The sequence below is a fragment of the Victivallis vadensis genome (genome assembly GCF_003096415.1).
Classification (GTDB): Bacteria; Verrucomicrobiota; Lentisphaeria; order Victivallales; family Victivallaceae; genus Victivallis; species Victivallis vadensis.
Map to the genome: position 1 here is coordinate 1 of NZ_QEKH01000035.1, position 14,259 is coordinate 14,259.

Consider the following 14,259-nt stretch of genomic DNA (forward strand, 5'->3'; position numbering starts at 1 on the left):
TTTCCAACATTCTTTCATCATGTCGTCTATGAAACAATACACTTCGGTGATATAGTCTTCCGTGAGCATGCTTGAATACCTTTCTAAGTTGGTTGTAGCTAACCTAACTTAATCGATATTTCGGCTATTAATAGCCCAAGCATGCTCTTTTTCGTTTTTTACCAATAAAACTTGCACACGGCGTAATTTATTATTGCTGTATCGCCACAACAATATCGATTTCTTCCGGAAAAGCAATTTGCCGAAACTGCTGACCGACCTCGGTTCCCTGCTGAAGTCCAGTCGGATCAATTGGGAGAAACTGGCCCGGCTGTGCCGGAATTTCCGCTTCGGCACCCCGGAACTTCTGTTTCAGGCTTTTCCGGAATTTTTCCCGGAGGTGCCCCGGCCGGCGGAAGAATCTTCCGCCGAAGCAGCTCGCGCGTTGCGGAGCATCCTGCTGGCGCCTCCGCAGTTTGAAACTATGAGCTGATCATGAATACCCGGCATCGTTTTTCCCGGGAATGCCGGAAAACGCGTCTGAGCTGCCTCCGTCCTGATAATATCCGCCTGAAATATCAGAGACAGAAAAAGCGGGAATTTTGCCCTGTTTTATTGCCATGATTTCTTAAAGAAACTATACAACAGCGTTTTGTTCAGCGCACAATCATCTTCAGCGGAGCTGGCGGAGTTTCACAATAAGTCAGTCTTCCAACAACGCCTCGAGATGGAATGGATCGGTCGTTCGCCCTCTGTCACCTACAACAGAATGCCTTAGAGCTTATCCCTGAATAAAGAATCGGCATGATGCCGCGCCGAAATGTCAGTCGCGAAGCCTGATAAAATTGACGATACTGGAGGTATCGGCGATTTTAACGGGCAAACGAATGGCGTTCCGCCGCAAATCAGGAGGATTTGGCTTATTCAGGGATAAGCTCTTACACGCTTGGCCGGCATTTTCCGATTGACGGCTACGATCAAGTACTCCAAGCTCCGGCTTAATGATCTTTGCGTCCAAGTTCATCTGATTTTCCTTTCTCTTCATTGATGCTTTTCATATAGTATCCGGCTTGAGCTTTGTCAGATGAAATCTTAACTTTTACAGCATTTTCTCCATTCAACTTCATGATACGATGTCTACGCGACCGGTTGCTAAGACCAGAAACACCATGCGCAGATATCTCAAGGCCTGACGGCCGGCCGGCGGGAAGGCTGTGGGAAACGCATCAGATGAGGCCGGAGCCCGTGGCTATCTGATGATAACGTTCTCCCGGGCGGCAGGCGGTATCGCAGGGGAGCTCCAGCTCCGGGATCGCGGATACCTCTCCGGCAAGAAACGCCCGGACCCGGCGGCCGCTTTCGCGGAGACGCTCGGTCAGGCCGGAATTACGGATCTGGATGACCTCCAGCCCTTCCGGCCTGGCCTTGTTCAGCCACTGCCGTCGGAAGGCGGCCTGAAAACGTGCCATCAGGCGGAGGAGTCCGGGAAGCTCCTCACGGAGCAAACCGGCCAACTTTTCCCGGTCCCCCGCGAGGTAACCGGTGCGCAACTGATTCTGGTAATGCAGCTTGGCAATGACCACATCGAAGAGCAGCCGGGCATAGCGGAGATCGCCGCCGTCGCCGGATTCCGGCAGGGCCCGTTCACGCAGCGCCCCGCGGGCGCTTTCCAGCTCCCGTCGGCAGCATTCATACCAGTCGCCGTCCAGCGCGTTGAAGGAACGAAAGCCCTGTTGCATCAGCGGATCATCCCAGAAAAGCTGGGAAATGGTTCCGGCGCCGTTGTCGCGGCCGGGAAGCTGATAGTTGATCCGGCCGGCCAGCAGGACCGTTTCGTAATCGCCGCCGGTCACCGCCCGGTAGAGCCGGGCCGTCCGCCGGTCGTCACCGTCATTTCCGTAACAGAGATCGGAGGCCCATGCCAGGCCAGCCAGCATGGAATCGAATTCGCAATAGGCGCCGTCGTCCCCCCACATGGTGAAGAAGAGTTCCGTAAGATGGTTCCGGCGGCAGGATTCGATGCAGGGCTTCACGCGTTCGGCCGAATAGCGGTGATCATACCAGAACCGGTACCAGCTCCAAAGCCCGGAGGCCATCACCGGCCGGAAACCGAGCTTCACGTGGCGATCGATCATCCGGTCGTAGATTCCGGGATCGGTGTGGTAATAGTCCCAGTAGACCAGTTCGATATTCCGGGGAATCGTTTCGCGGACTTCATCCGGAATGACCGCGCAGCTGTCATAATAATCCCGGCTTGCGCTGCCCAGCCGGAAGTACATATCGCTCCAGATCATCGGATGGAAGCCGTATTTTCCGGCGAGTCCGCCGACCCGGGCCAGATGGCGTTTGAAAATCCCGAAAGGGTTCTCATAACCGTGAAAATCGAGGGAACGGCCACGGCCGAGCAGGTGTGCCTCATCCATGCCGATGTGAATGCGGCGTGACCGGAAGGCGCGGCTCCAGAAGTTGAACATCCTGTCGATCAGTTCGTAAGTTTCAACGTGATCGGTCAGCAGCACGTCGTCGGTGTCGCGGAAGCCTGCCGCACCCGGCCATTTGAGAAACTGCCCCAGATGGCCGAGCGTCTGAATGCAGGCGACCATTTCGATGCCGAACCGCGCCGCGTACTCATCCAGCTCGCGCATTTCCTCCAGTGAATAAGAGCCGCGCAGATACCCCATGCAGGGAACGCCGGGAAGCTCATACGTATCTTCGGTATACAGCATGACCATATTATAACCGAGAAGAGCGAGCTGCCGAAGCCGTTTCCTGAACTGCGGAACAGTGAAGACCAGGTTGCGGGAAACATCGAACAGGGCTCCGACCGTGCGGAAGGACGGGATGATGCATTCCTCCAATCCCGCCAGGGCCAGTCCGATTCCGCGGGCCGCCAGATGGAGCGAGCTGTAGGCGATGTGAAAGGCGTCGCCTTTTTTCGTCACTTCCAGCCCGTGGCCGCTGCGGCGGAAAAAGAGATTGGCCGCTTTCGGCGGTGCCGGGGCGATCGGATGGAAGCGGCCGAGTTCCTCCAGCATCGGATGCAGTTCGGCGGGGGATTCGGCGGAATTCCAGAACAGGGTAAAAGTTTTCATGGCTGGCTGCTTATTTCTGCGGGACGGTTGAATGCCGACCCGTCGGTTAATTTTTCGTCGGGTCGACATTCAGCGATTTCCAAACCGGCTTCAGATCGTAGATGACGCCTGACCGTGCCGCCTCGTCCAGCGCCAGCGCGACGACCGTGCTGCGGAGCCCTTCGTCGCCGCCGCACTGCGGAGCGGTATGGTTCAACATGGATTCCGCCAGAGCGGCTGCGATCACCGCATCGCCGCCGCCGTGCCCGTCGCCGGGGATATTGAGGGTGGTACGGCCTTCGTCTCCAAGCGTCCTGTACTGAATTTCCCCGGTGTACAAATCCACTTTCAGAGTACCTTCGCTGCAGGAGAAAAACATGCGCCGCTCCGGAATCGCGTTGCTCATGGTGACGAAGAACGCGGCCCGGACCTGATTGCCGAATTCCAGGATCGATACGGTGTTGTCCATCAGGTCGGTGTCGTCGGTAAACGGCGAACCGATCGTGTGGGGATCGAACCGGCTCCATTTCTGAAAGGTCAGGTCGCCGTATTTCCGGCTGATCTTCGCATTGGCCGGAATAAAGAAATTCCGGCCGCCGAAGGCCGCCGCCCGGACGGGCAGCGCACCGGCGAACCAGTTGAGCAGGTCCAGATCATGACAGCATTTTTCCAGCAGGTGCGGCCCCGATACGGAACGGTGCCGCCGCCATCCGGCCATGATCAGGCCGCCGTGTTCGGGACGGATGCTTTCGCTGGCGTCAATCGCCACAATATATCCGAAACGCCCGGAGTTGAGCAGTTCCCTGACCTTGAGATAGAGGGGGGCATACCGCAGCACAAAGCCGGTGGCGAACAGGCGGCCGCTCTGCTGGTGCGCGGCATGGATCGTCCGGCACTCTTCCATGGCGGTCGCCAGCGGCTTTTCCGCGAAAACATGCTTGCCGGCGGCAAAGGCGGCGAGAATGTGTTCCTTATGCGCACAGTTCGGGGAACAGACCATAACCCATTCAATCCCCGGAGCGGCGATGGCTTCCTGGTGGGAACCGCATTGCAGCGCGCCCGCGGCATCCCAGAGGCGCGCTTTTTCCGCCATCATTTCCCGGTCGGGATCATAGAGCGAGGCGACCTTGATCCGGCCGTTGCCTTCACGCAGCAGATGGTTCACGACCACATGCGCGCGGGCGCCGCAGCCGATGACGGCGATTTTCACTGTTTTTTCCGGATTCATTTTATATGCTTTCCTTGAGTTGAGATGACTGAAACGATGTGCCGGCGCATCGCCGGAATCGAACACTCCGCGTAGCAGGGGGCATAGGGAAAACACCCGGTCCGGCGCATGATTTGCCCGTATCTGGAATTGAAGGTGCCCCGGGCGTTGATGAATTGTCCCCAGAAGCTGCCGTACCAGCGCACATCCCGGTTCGGCGGCTGCCGGTTATTCAGATACTCCGCCGGGAAGAAGGCCAGCCATGCGGGCAATGAGTTCAGCCAGCTCCGCGTTGCGATGCGTTCGGCGCCGAACTGCTGAACGGCGATGTCGAGCAGCCGCAGGAAACAGCCACCGAGATATTCCGCGTCATCCAGAAAGGAACGGGGTGAAACGGCATTGGCAATGTGAAAGAACATTACCTTATTTTCCCGGAGGGCCGATTCGTGTCGCAGCGAACCGCACTGGTAACCGTCCAGGCTGCTGCGGTCCAACCAGTCGCGGCGGCAACGGGCGTCGAGCGACTTACGAAATACTTCAAATGCCTCGAGTTCAAATGCTTCCCGGTTGTCCTGATGCTTCCGGTAAAGCATTTCACACGCCTCGCGCATGGACAGCCACGGTTCGCGGTCGAAGAAACACTCCGCCGGGTCAGCCGGGCCGGGATTGGCATCGGTTTTCCGGTAAATGTCGACCCGTTTTTCCAGGACGTCGCGGAACGTCTCCTCCGGATGTTCCCGGCAGTAACCGTGCAGAAAAAACAGCTGCAGCCGCACGATTTCATGCAGATATTCACGATGTTCGGCCAGCGTGTGGCCGGGGGGCGGATTTTCCTGCATATTACACCTGATCGCTTTCCGGAGCCACGTAATGATGGTCTCCTCCATATTGCTTCCAAAGGACGAACACCCGCCCAGGGCGGCCAGCGCCAGCAGGGTGAAAACGAAATCCCAGGCGTACAGGAAACGGTAGCTGCCGAAGAGATCCGTCAATTTTCCGGCCGCCGCGTTGAACAGGATCATCATCAGGGCGCAGAAGATCGCCTGTGCGGAACCGAACTGCCCGTATTTTGAGTGCGGGAAGAGCGCCGCGGTCAACGGCAGGCCGGCCGACAGTTGCACCACATAGGCCACCGTAAGCAGTACGGAAGAGACCGCATAGGTCACCAGTCCGCTGATCCAGAAGAAAGAGAGCAGATTGACCAGCACGATCGCCGCTCCTCCCCAGAAGAACACCCGTAGCGGATGGAAACGGTCGTTGAGATAGCCGAGCGGATACGCCAGCGCAAAGCCGAGCAGGCTGGTGAAGCCGTTGATGTTGCCGATCACCTCAAGGTCGAGGCCGAGCGTATCCCGGGCGAAATACAGGCCGAAGAGAGAGCGGCAGATGTTGGATACGCCATTCACCCCCATGGCGAAGAAAATCCAGAAGTAGAACGGGATTGAAAAGCATTCCCGCATATACAGTCTGGCTTTCTCCAGCGGGGAGCGTTCCCTGACGGCCGGGGCGACCGGCGCGTATTCTCCTTCCTTTACTCCGAGCAGCAGAATCATCATCGTCACGACAAAGAAAGCAGTGATTCCGGTGTACAGCCAGGCCATATGGCTCTGGCTCAGTTTCAGCAGGAAAAAGCTGAAAAAAATACCGACAGCGGAGCCGCACATATTGAAGAACGCCATGAAGCGTCCCAGCACCGCCTGCGGAACAACATCGACAAAGAGATAATAAATCGTCGTCGCGATCAGCAGGAAACAGACCTGAAAACCGACCGAAAAGACGATCAGGAAGCCCAATTGCCAATGACACGCCTCTTCGGCGCTGCCGCTGATCCGGAGAGCAAGCCGGGGACTCCAGGCCAGCAGCAGGATACAGGCGGCGGACAGGCACATGCCGATGAACAGATAGGGTTTTCGGCGTCCCCAGGCCGTGCGCGTCCGGTCGCTGCGGGTGCTGATCCACGGGTTGAAGATGAAATTCACGGCGGCCGGCATGCTGCCGAGCATGACTCCCATCAGGGAGTTGCTGCAGCCGAGTTCTTTCATGGACAGCGAGATCAGGGTGGTGACATTGGCCAGCAGGCAGTAGCCGAATGATCCGGTCAGCAGCCAGAGAAACAACCGCGCCAGCTGGGAACGGTTGTAAGTCAGGCTGCCGGCCCGGCTGATCGCGGGCATGTTCATCGCACTTCCATTTCCAGATTCAGGCCGCACAGGCCGTACTGGTTGGCTTGTTCCACCTTGCTTTTGAACACCACTTCGAGCCTGTTGCATCCCAGGAGCTCCGCGGGGATGGAGACCTGCCGGTAGTTGTCCAGCTTTTGGGCGACGAGGTGTTCGGTTCCGTCGGCGACCACGTACAGATCGGTTTCCGCCTTGTCGGGCACGCACCAGATATTCAGGCCGGTGATCCGCCGTCCCGCGGCGGCCTGCAGCGGCAGCTTCAGGGTGCCCGTGCCTCCCGCCGGAACCAGATAGCCCCACATGTCGGGACGCATGTTGTCGGTGACCGCATAGAATTTGACACCGCCTCCCCACATCAGAGAGCCGCCGAATCTACTGTTTCCTTCGGGCAGGTTCAGGAGGTCGGCCTGCAAGCCCATTCTGATCTGATTGAGCTCCCCTTCGACCATCGGGTATTCGAAAGCGAACCGGCCGACCGGGGACTGGCAGTAATTCTCTATCCAGGCGATGTTCTCCAGAATTTTGTTCCGTGAAGCGATATCGTTGCCCCAGTTGAAAAGTTCCATGGCTTCGACGAATTTCTCCGTCAGGCAGAAACCGTCGATGACCATCTGCGTGCGGAACCGGGTCGCCTCGTCCATCTCCGCAAGCATGGGCTTCATCGCGTCGATGAGAGACCGGCAGCGGGCGAGGACGTCGCGGTCAAGGAAAGCAGGGAGTTCCGCCGTCGTGCCGATCATGCGGTCAAGCGAATTCATCCGCTGCTGGAGCAGGTCGAAATAGCGGAATCCCAGTTCTCCGGCGGGCCCGAAGTACTTCCGGCAGTAGTTGGCGAGCAGCTCATATTCATCCTGCGACGGATCCCACATCATCTTGGCGTGAATATAGAAATTCGGACTCTGGGTAGCCCACATATTGTGGGTTTCGCTGAGACTGCCGGTCACATTCGAATAGGCGGCGAGCCCCCTCATATCCCCCGCAATCTGCCGGACCATCGGGAACGGGACGAAGATGCTGTAATGGCCGTAATAGCCATAGTTCATGATTCCCTGGCAGTGAGCGGCGAAATAATCGCCGACTGCCTTACAGATCGCGTTTTTCACCGGATCGAACATGCTGGCCGTATGATTGACCGCGAGCGAACCGTCGGCGGTCCAGGAGGTTATGCAGGCCGCAACCCCGGGCGCCGGAGCGACCTTGGAGGGGATGCGCCCGTAATCGGAGTAGACATAATGCAGGACGTTGACTTTGGGGTGGGTTTTGGCCAGTTCGCGGGCCAGCAGATTGGTGTAGTTCAACACGGCGCTCGACCACGTGCCGTCCGGGTCGCGCAGGGCCTGGCACGGTTCGCACAGGCACCAGGCGACGGTGTCGTTGGCTCCTGCACACAGAAGAATCCGTTCTTCCGGAATGCCGCGGGCCTTCATCCCTTCGATTTCCGGGATCGCGTTCTGAATGAATTCCCGGGCGGACTCCGCGTTTGTCAGGCAGAGCTGCCAGCCGTTCTCAGGAGTTGTCTTCCGGCTTCCGTCAGCCTGCAGGTTGAACCATTCCGGGTGCTCCGCGGCGTAGCGGGTAATCGGCAGGAAGTGGTTGTAGGAGTGCCCGCTGCCCAGCCAGCCGTAGGTGTCGGCGGGGTCCAGGGCGCGCCACATATTGAAGCGGTTGCGGAAGCGGAACATTTCTCCGGCATTGAAACCGTGTTCGTCGGGGTTGTAACTGTCGGCATTGATCGAATAACTGCGGAAATCGAAGGCGGGCGCTTCCAGAACGGTGCGGTCATTGATGTTGAGCTCGTCGAGCCGGGGGATGTAAGCTCCCATTTCTCCCGGAATCAGGAAGTCGATGCCGGTCGTTTTCTCCAGAAAATCCCATACCGCATAGCTCAATGCGCTGTTGCTCGGCGCGGTGATGAAGATCCGGTCGTTCTTGCATTCCCAGGCAAAACGGTCGTATCTGGTGGAAAACTCATTCAGTTTTGCGGCCAATGCGGCATTGGCGGGATGCGCTCCGATGAAAATTGCCGGTGTGATCTCCTGACTGTTATCGGCGACGATGGGCAAGGCGACTCCGGTGCTTTTGAGAAGCAGCGTCTGCAGCTCTTCCGCAGCGAATTTTTCATAGGGACCGGCTTCCGCCGGAATCACGATGGTGGCTGAGGAGGTTTTGCGGATAAGCTCCAGAGCCGTTGCCGCCGGCATAACCGAAACAGTGAAACCGATGACAATCAGAAGCAGGCTTTTCATGCAGGTCCGGACAAAAAAAGACATGGGAACTCCTTGGGTTGATGAGGGAACCGGTTAAAAACGGAAAGCGGAATTTATATCGGAAGCAGGCTGCTCAAATCCAATTGAGCTTTAAAGCGGGAGCCACCTTGATCCGGCAGGGAGAATCGTCGAACAGGTGCGCGAAAAGCTCCCCGGCCACCTGTTCGATATTCTGGTCGACGCTGATCAGCCGGAACGGGGAGCCTTGGACGGCCGCCGTATTGTTGAAGCCGGCCAGAACCACATCCCGCCCCGGAATGATTCCGGATTCATACAGTGCCCGGATGCCTCCCTGCATGGTGTAATCCGACAGATAGACCAGTGCCTGAGGCGGCGATGAAGTTTCCAGCAGCTTCCGGGTCTGCCGGTAGCCGATTTCGGCGAGCTGGACGATGATCGTTTCTCCGCTGTGCAACGGTTCTTCAAAGGCTTTGTCTATGCAGAGATATCGGTCATGGAGCTCCTGGTCGGTGCATTCCGGATAAAATGCCTTGAGCGCGGATATTCTTTCACTCCGGCCCGGCAGAAACATTTTAAAATCGCTGATTCCGTGCTCCCGGAAATACTGCAGGATCTGGGTGGTCCCGTTTTCGACATCGACGCCGACCTGGCGTTTGATCAACCTGTGATTGCCGTATGCGATCCAGGAGCGATTCAGGGCTTCGATGCGCGAAATGACTTTACCATGCCCCTTCGGCAGGCCGATCAGGATGAAGTGGTCCGTTCCGCGTTCGATCAGTTTTTCAATGATTTCAAGGTTCCGGCCGGGCGAAAGAGTCATATGGAAAACATAGGTCGCGTACTCTTTGGTGTTGCACAACTCCGTCAGGTGCATGGACAGAGACTGGATATGCTGTTCCCACTCCAGACGCGGCAGGCTCATCAGCAGCGCTACGGTGTTGGTGCGGTCGCCGCGCTGGAGCTTATGGCTGAAATTCTGTTTGTAGCCAAGTTCTTCGGCGATTGAGCGCACCAGCTTTTTGGTCGCTTCGCTGGTGAAGGCTCCGCCGCGGTTGTTCAGGATCTGCGAAACGGCCGCACAGGACAGATCGGACCGGCGGGCAATGTCCTTGAGCGTGCATTTCTTTGATTTTGTATGGTCTGATGCCACTTGTCCGTTACCTGAGTTGTCTTTGATGTAATATACCGTATTTTGTTTGAGCATGCAATACCTCCCGCGGTATTTTATCACCAGTTGCCGGCACCGTACCAGGCTTGGCCGTTGGCGTTGCCTGAATCCCAATAGAATCTGTCGCGCACTTCCACCGGATTGGTTCTGATTCCGGTTACATGGCCGTCGGCGAAAGCGGCGTTGAATTGATAAAAACCATGTGCGCGGTCGTCCCAGTTTTCGGAGAAGAACGACGCATCGCTCGGTTTGGCGAGTCCGCCGACTTTGCGGCAGCGTGAAAATTGCGAGTAACCGCCGAAAGTCAGCCCCATGAACTGATCACGCGCATAGGTGGTACAGGAGTGATCGTTGGCCAGCAGATCGCTCGGATCCGTGGTAACGCCGTCCGTCGAGGGATAATTACGGAGGACGTCGGGGCAAACGGTGATATTTGTCAACGGCTTCCGTGCTTCGGACTTGGCTGCGATGCCTCCGTATTCGGTAGCGGCGATTGTGATGCCCAGATATTGCGGAATCGGATGTTTCCAGACTCCGATCCACCCCGGGCTGGCAGAGTAGAACGGGCTGGTCGCCGCCATCCAGGCATTGCCCCACGCCCCCATCGGACACCAGTTGTCCGCGTTGTCGACAGTGTACAGGAACTGGGCATGCATAATCTGTTTCAGGTTTGAGGCGCATTTGGTCTGGCGCGCCACAGCTCTTGCCTTGTTCAGCGCCGGCAGGAGCAGTGCGGCCAGAATCGCGATGATGGCTATCACGATCAGCAGCTCAATCAGCGTAAATTCTGCGATAGCCGGCCCGCGGCGGTCGGATGCGGGGAGACAGCGGACACGCCTCCACGTTTGGCAGCGGTACTTTGCCGCCTGTGTAAGAAATCTTGATACTTTCATTGCCATGCCTTTCCCGATTGTTCAGGTTATTGATGGTATACAATTTTCAGGCTGCTCCGCGAACTTATCCCGGCGGTTACGATTTGCTCTTCGCTGCAGACGACGGCCGAAACTCCGGTAGAAGCGACGATGGTGTTTATCGTTTTTCCCATTCTTCCGATCGTCCTTCAAAAATGAATCTACATTAATTATAGCAAAGTCGGAACCGATTGTCAATAGCCGGTGCATCGAAATTGTTAAAAATTCATGTTAATTTTTAACGTAGTGCCGTTTTTACGGAGAAATGGCATGTATATGAGGTGTTGAAATGGCAATTTTGAAATCCGGAGGTTTCCCGCGTGACCTCCGGCTGCGGCAGGTGCAGAGAGCGCCGTTCCGGTGCAACACTGCCTGCCATCGGCAAGTTCCTCTTCCGAAAGAGAAAACGAAACGGCTTTCCTGAATTCAAATGAACATCAATATTGAGCAGACCTGAAACTCAAAAATGTGAGAATCAGGGCGTTTATAATGCATAGTTCAAAAATGCAGCAGCCGTTTTCCGGTTCAATTCCGTTCCCGGTGATCTTTCCGGCATTGGCCGGCCGAGTATTCCGGCCGGTAATCCTGCCGGCGGAATCCAGACGCTCTCGCCCCCCGGCTGCTGCGCTTCGCCTCTTTGTAGAAAATATGGCGGCGGAAGACCTGAGGGAAATTCCCCCGGTTTCTTCCGCCGCACCGGTGAAGACGCCGGATCAGCTGAATGAACCGTCAGCGTTTCCGTGAAGCTTTCCGGGTTGCTTTTTTGATTCCGTTCTTGGCGGACTTCGCACCGCTTTTTACCTTGGATTTCGCCGTGGCGGCGGCTTTTTTCACCTTGCCTTTCACGGCTTTCATATCCGAGCGGGCTTTTTTATCGGCGCTCCTGATGTTTTTCTTCACTTCGGCTGTATCAGACGTTTTTTTTTCCGCCGGTTTTACTTCTCCGCCCTCTTCGGCATCGTCTTCTTTTCCGTCGTTTTCTTCTTCATCATCGTCTTCATCGTCTTCGTCTTCTTCGTCGTCTTCATCTTCTTCGTCGTCTTCGTCTCCGTCGACTCCTCCTTTCCAGCCTTTCTTGAGCTCATAGCCGGCACTGCCGATATATCTGGCGATTACCGGAATGCGTTTGTAGCCGAAAAACAAAATCAGCAGGATTACGGTCAACAATAATGTAAAAGCAGTCATAATCATATCCTCCTCTTGATATCTGTATGAATGATCCCGTATAATCGTGAAAGGAAGTCCCGGACCGTTCCGTGTATTTTTCAACGGTCCGGCGGCCTGGGCCGCAGGAGATTCCCTGCGGCATCGCACCTTATTTCACAACAACGCGCCTGAACGTGACAACTTCCTTGTCGCTGTCGCCGAAGACGGTTTCAGGCATATTCTGAAGCACGTCCTCCCAGGCTTCTCCGGTGGCGGTGAAGACCGCAACGCCGTCATCGTCTTCGATTTCTTCGTCGAAGGTGGTGAAGGTCATCACCGGCGGCAGTTTCTTGTCCCTGAGGGCCTTGCCGAGGTCGGGCGACGGATAACGCAGTTGCAGCGTATCGCCGTGGAATTCAACTTTCGCCAGAGCATGAACGGGAAAGAGCATCAGCGCGGCAATACTCTTTTCCAGCTTGGAATCCGGCATCTCCTTCAGGATCGCGTCGGCATACACGCCGTCGCCGATACGGAAGAACAGCACGGCAAGCTTCGCAGTCTGGACCTGCTCACGGCCGTCCACCTTGCGGGTTTCCCGAACAAGTACGGTTCCGTCCTTGTCGATCTGCAAATTGACCGCCTCGTCGAGACTGCCCTGCGGTGCGGCATACCACTGGCCCACCAGTTGTTTCGGCACATCGATCTTGTTTTTGTCGGTGTAATACGGCTTCGCGGAATAAGTCCGCGCACAGCCCGTCATCGCCACCGCCGCAAACGCACACATCAGCAATATTGTGATTTTACCAATCTTTGTTTCTCCTCTTTTTATTGTTCTGATGGTTCTCTCCTCTGGAAAAACGCCCGGATGTCACGGGCTCTTTTCCTTCGCATTCTCCGAGCCCCTTCCGGAATCAGGCGGATCGAAAATTATTCTTCCGCCCACTCCTGCCGAAGCAGAACGCTCCCGCTCAGGCGGCGCGGCTGCGTATGCCGTGCCGCACCGGAAGAACCGCGTCCGGGCCTGTCTCCGGCCGGCCGGTGCGGCCTTTTTCCGTAAGGCGCCTTTTCAATATAGTCCTTATAGGTTTTACCCATTTTTTAATCTCCCAGGTTGTACGAAACCATTGATGCTTTCCATATTACTGCAACAGCAGGATGGCGGCGGCCGGACCGGCGGCCGTGGACGATGCCGCGCTTCCGAAGCTGAACAGCGCGAATCCGAGCGCCAGACCGAGCAGCACTGTGATCACAACTGCCAGTATGTAAGCGAGCAGGACCGTCAGGATGGCGCTGCCCCATGACATCTTTCCCCAGTAGACCAGCAAAAACAGCACGACGATCAGGCCGATCAGAAAGCCTACTGCGGGAATCGCCGAACAGATCGAGCCGATCAGCGCGATCGCGAACAGCGTTCCGTAAGAGGTTTTGTTGCCGGTAATCCGGGTTGCGAGGTAGAAAAACAACGCCTGAACGGCAAGTGCGACGACAAAAGACAGTAAAGAAATCATAACGGCAGCCTCCTCAGTTTTCCGTTTCTTCCACTTTGAGCACGTTGTTCAGCGTGCCCATTCCATTGACGGTGATATCCGAATTGTCCAGATCGAGCGTCCAGTTGCCGTTGACAATGAACTTATACTGGTAGACGCCCGGTTCCAGCTCGACTTCAACTTCGAAATTTCCGTTCCCGTCATCCTTCAGCGGAATTTCCCTTTCCCGCCAGCCGGTGAAGCAGCCGGCAAGATAAACCTCGCTGCCGGGAGCGGCCTGAACGGTGAACTTTCTCTTGAGTCCTGAATGTTTCTTTGCGGCGACAGACATGTTTGTTTCCTCCTTTTCTGATGGTTATCTGATGCGGCCGATTTCGGTATTGTCGGCTTTCCGGTCCTGAAGGGCCGGAACCGGATTCTCCGCCTCCTCCGAGCGATAATCCCTGCCGTTCTTCCCGATATACTCCTCGACCACCTCGTGGCTCGGAACATTGCGCGTTTTTCCGTTGACCTTTTTCTGCCAGTCGAAAAATTCGTGTCCGGCCGGCAGGTCGTGAATATCGACGAACGTCTCCCGGTCAGCCGTAAGCTCTATCTGCGAGGCCAGCACCTCCCGCACATACTCCTTCTGGGTTTTGAAGTGCAGCAGTTCCGGATACTCTCCGGTGCCGGGAATCACCTGCTGCCACTCTTTCTTCTCATATTTTTTCAGCGCTTCCACGGCTTTGTGCAGATGGGCGACCTCCTGTTCGAAGAAGATTTCCCAGATCTTCCGGATATGACGGTCCGGCTCATCGGTACTTTCAAACGGATTCATCATTTTGCACTCCTCTATTGTGCATGAATTAAATCTATCCTTTTCCTCAACAGGATAAATTTCCC

At 56.3% G+C, this 14,259-nt stretch carries 13 protein-coding genes; 1 reads left to right on the plus strand and 12 read right to left on the minus strand.

Annotated features, from left to right (window positions below; genetic code table 11):
* The first annotated feature begins 238 nt into the window (after positions 1 to 238).
* On the plus strand, positions 239 to 472 hold the full coding sequence (locus C8D82_RS17040) for a hypothetical protein (RefSeq protein WP_133245255.1): 234 nt from the start codon (positions 239 to 241) through the stop codon (positions 470 to 472).
* Between the two features lie 330 nt (positions 473 to 802).
* On the opposite strand, the gene C8D82_RS17045 is transcribed toward C8D82_RS17040, so the two are convergent.
* The 12 genes from C8D82_RS17045 to C8D82_RS17105 form a co-directional block, all read right to left on the minus strand.
* On the minus strand, positions 803 to 1,003 hold the full coding sequence (locus tag C8D82_RS17045) for a hypothetical protein (protein ID WP_116885498.1): 201 nt from the start codon (positions 1,001 to 1,003) through the stop codon (positions 803 to 805).
* Positions 1,004 to 1,205: 202 nt separating this feature from the next.
* A complete protein-coding gene (locus tag C8D82_RS17050) occupies positions 1,206 to 3,071 on the minus strand; it encodes a beta-N-acetylhexosaminidase (protein ID WP_116885499.1) in 1,866 nt (621 codons plus the stop codon).
* Between the two features lie 46 nt (positions 3,072 to 3,117).
* A complete protein-coding gene (locus C8D82_RS17055) occupies positions 3,118 to 4,278 on the minus strand; it encodes a Gfo/Idh/MocA family protein (protein ID WP_116885500.1) in 1,161 nt (386 codons plus the stop codon).
* Positions 4,275 to 6,437, minus strand: coding sequence for an MFS transporter (locus C8D82_RS17060; protein ID WP_165833158.1), 2,163 nt, complete (start codon positions 6,435 to 6,437; stop codon positions 4,275 to 4,277). Before C8D82_RS17060 ends, C8D82_RS17055 begins: the two co-directional genes overlap by 4 nt.
* Positions 6,434 to 8,707 (minus strand): DUF4838 domain-containing protein, encoded by a 2,274-nt coding sequence (locus C8D82_RS17065; RefSeq protein ID WP_116885502.1) that lies wholly within the window; start codon positions 8,705 to 8,707, stop codon positions 6,434 to 6,436. The genes C8D82_RS17060 and C8D82_RS17065 overlap by 4 nt, the downstream gene beginning before the upstream one ends.
* 70 nt (positions 8,708 to 8,777) lie before the next feature.
* Complete coding sequence (locus C8D82_RS17070; RefSeq protein ID WP_165833159.1) at positions 8,778 to 9,815, minus strand: LacI family DNA-binding transcriptional regulator; 1,038 nt, start codon at positions 9,813 to 9,815, stop codon at positions 8,778 to 8,780.
* Between the two features lie 77 nt (positions 9,816 to 9,892).
* Positions 9,893 to 10,726, minus strand: a complete 834-nt coding sequence (locus C8D82_RS17075; protein WP_116885504.1) for a prepilin-type N-terminal cleavage/methylation domain-containing protein — start codon at positions 10,724 to 10,726, stop codon at positions 9,893 to 9,895.
* Positions 10,727 to 11,473: 747 nt separating this feature from the next.
* Positions 11,474 to 11,929, minus strand: a complete 456-nt coding sequence (locus C8D82_RS21695) for a twin-arginine translocase TatA/TatE family subunit (protein WP_207776170.1) — start codon at positions 11,927 to 11,929, stop codon at positions 11,474 to 11,476.
* Positions 11,930 to 12,059: 130 nt separating this feature from the next.
* The gene (locus tag C8D82_RS17090) at positions 12,060 to 12,650 is read right to left on the minus strand and encodes a hypothetical protein (RefSeq protein WP_133245256.1); all 591 of its coding nucleotides are present in this window, start codon (positions 12,648 to 12,650) and stop codon (positions 12,060 to 12,062) included.
* 379 nt (positions 12,651 to 13,029) lie between these two features.
* The gene (locus C8D82_RS17095; protein WP_116885507.1) at positions 13,030 to 13,398 is read right to left on the minus strand and encodes a hypothetical protein; all 369 of its coding nucleotides are present in this window, start codon (positions 13,396 to 13,398) and stop codon (positions 13,030 to 13,032) included.
* 13 nt (positions 13,399 to 13,411) lie between these two features.
* Positions 13,412 to 13,708, minus strand: coding sequence for a glycogen-binding domain-containing protein (locus C8D82_RS17100; RefSeq protein WP_116885508.1), 297 nt, complete (start codon positions 13,706 to 13,708; stop codon positions 13,412 to 13,414).
* Between the two features lie 24 nt (positions 13,709 to 13,732).
* Complete coding sequence (locus tag C8D82_RS17105; protein ID WP_116885509.1) at positions 13,733 to 14,197, minus strand: hypothetical protein; 465 nt, start codon at positions 14,195 to 14,197, stop codon at positions 13,733 to 13,735.
* Between the last annotated feature and the right edge of the window lie 62 nt (positions 14,198 to 14,259).

Coding starts and splice junctions, on each gene's coding strand:
- C8D82_RS17045 (WP_116885498.1), bottom strand. CDS start 1,003: ATGAACTTGGACGCAAAGATCATTAAGCCGGAGCTTGGAGTACTTGAT.
- C8D82_RS17050 (WP_116885499.1), bottom strand. CDS start 3,071: ATGAAAACTTTTACCCTGTTCTGGAATTCCGCCGAATCCCCCGCCGAA.
- C8D82_RS17055 (WP_116885500.1), bottom strand. CDS start 4,278: ATGAATCCGGAAAAAACAGTGAAAATCGCCGTCATCGGCTGCGGCGCC.
- C8D82_RS17060 (WP_165833158.1), bottom strand. CDS start 6,437: ATGAACATGCCCGCGATCAGCCGGGCCGGCAGCCTGACTTACAACCGT.
- C8D82_RS17065 (WP_116885502.1), bottom strand. CDS start 8,707: ATGTCTTTTTTTGTCCGGACCTGCATGAAAAGCCTGCTTCTGATTGTC.
- C8D82_RS17075 (WP_116885504.1), bottom strand. CDS start 10,726: ATGAAAGTATCAAGATTTCTTACACAGGCGGCAAAGTACCGCTGCCAA.
- C8D82_RS21695 (WP_207776170.1), bottom strand. CDS start 11,929: ATGACTGCTTTTACATTATTGTTGACCGTAATCCTGCTGATTTTGTTT.
- C8D82_RS17090 (WP_133245256.1), bottom strand. CDS start 12,650: ATGACGGGCTGTGCGCGGACTTATTCCGCGAAGCCGTATTACACCGAC.
- C8D82_RS17095 (WP_116885507.1), bottom strand. CDS start 13,398: ATGATTTCTTTACTGTCTTTTGTCGTCGCACTTGCCGTTCAGGCGTTG.
- C8D82_RS17100 (WP_116885508.1), bottom strand. CDS start 13,708: ATGTCTGTCGCCGCAAAGAAACATTCAGGACTCAAGAGAAAGTTCACC.
- C8D82_RS17105 (WP_116885509.1), bottom strand. CDS start 14,197: ATGATGAATCCGTTTGAAAGTACCGATGAGCCGGACCGTCATATCCGG.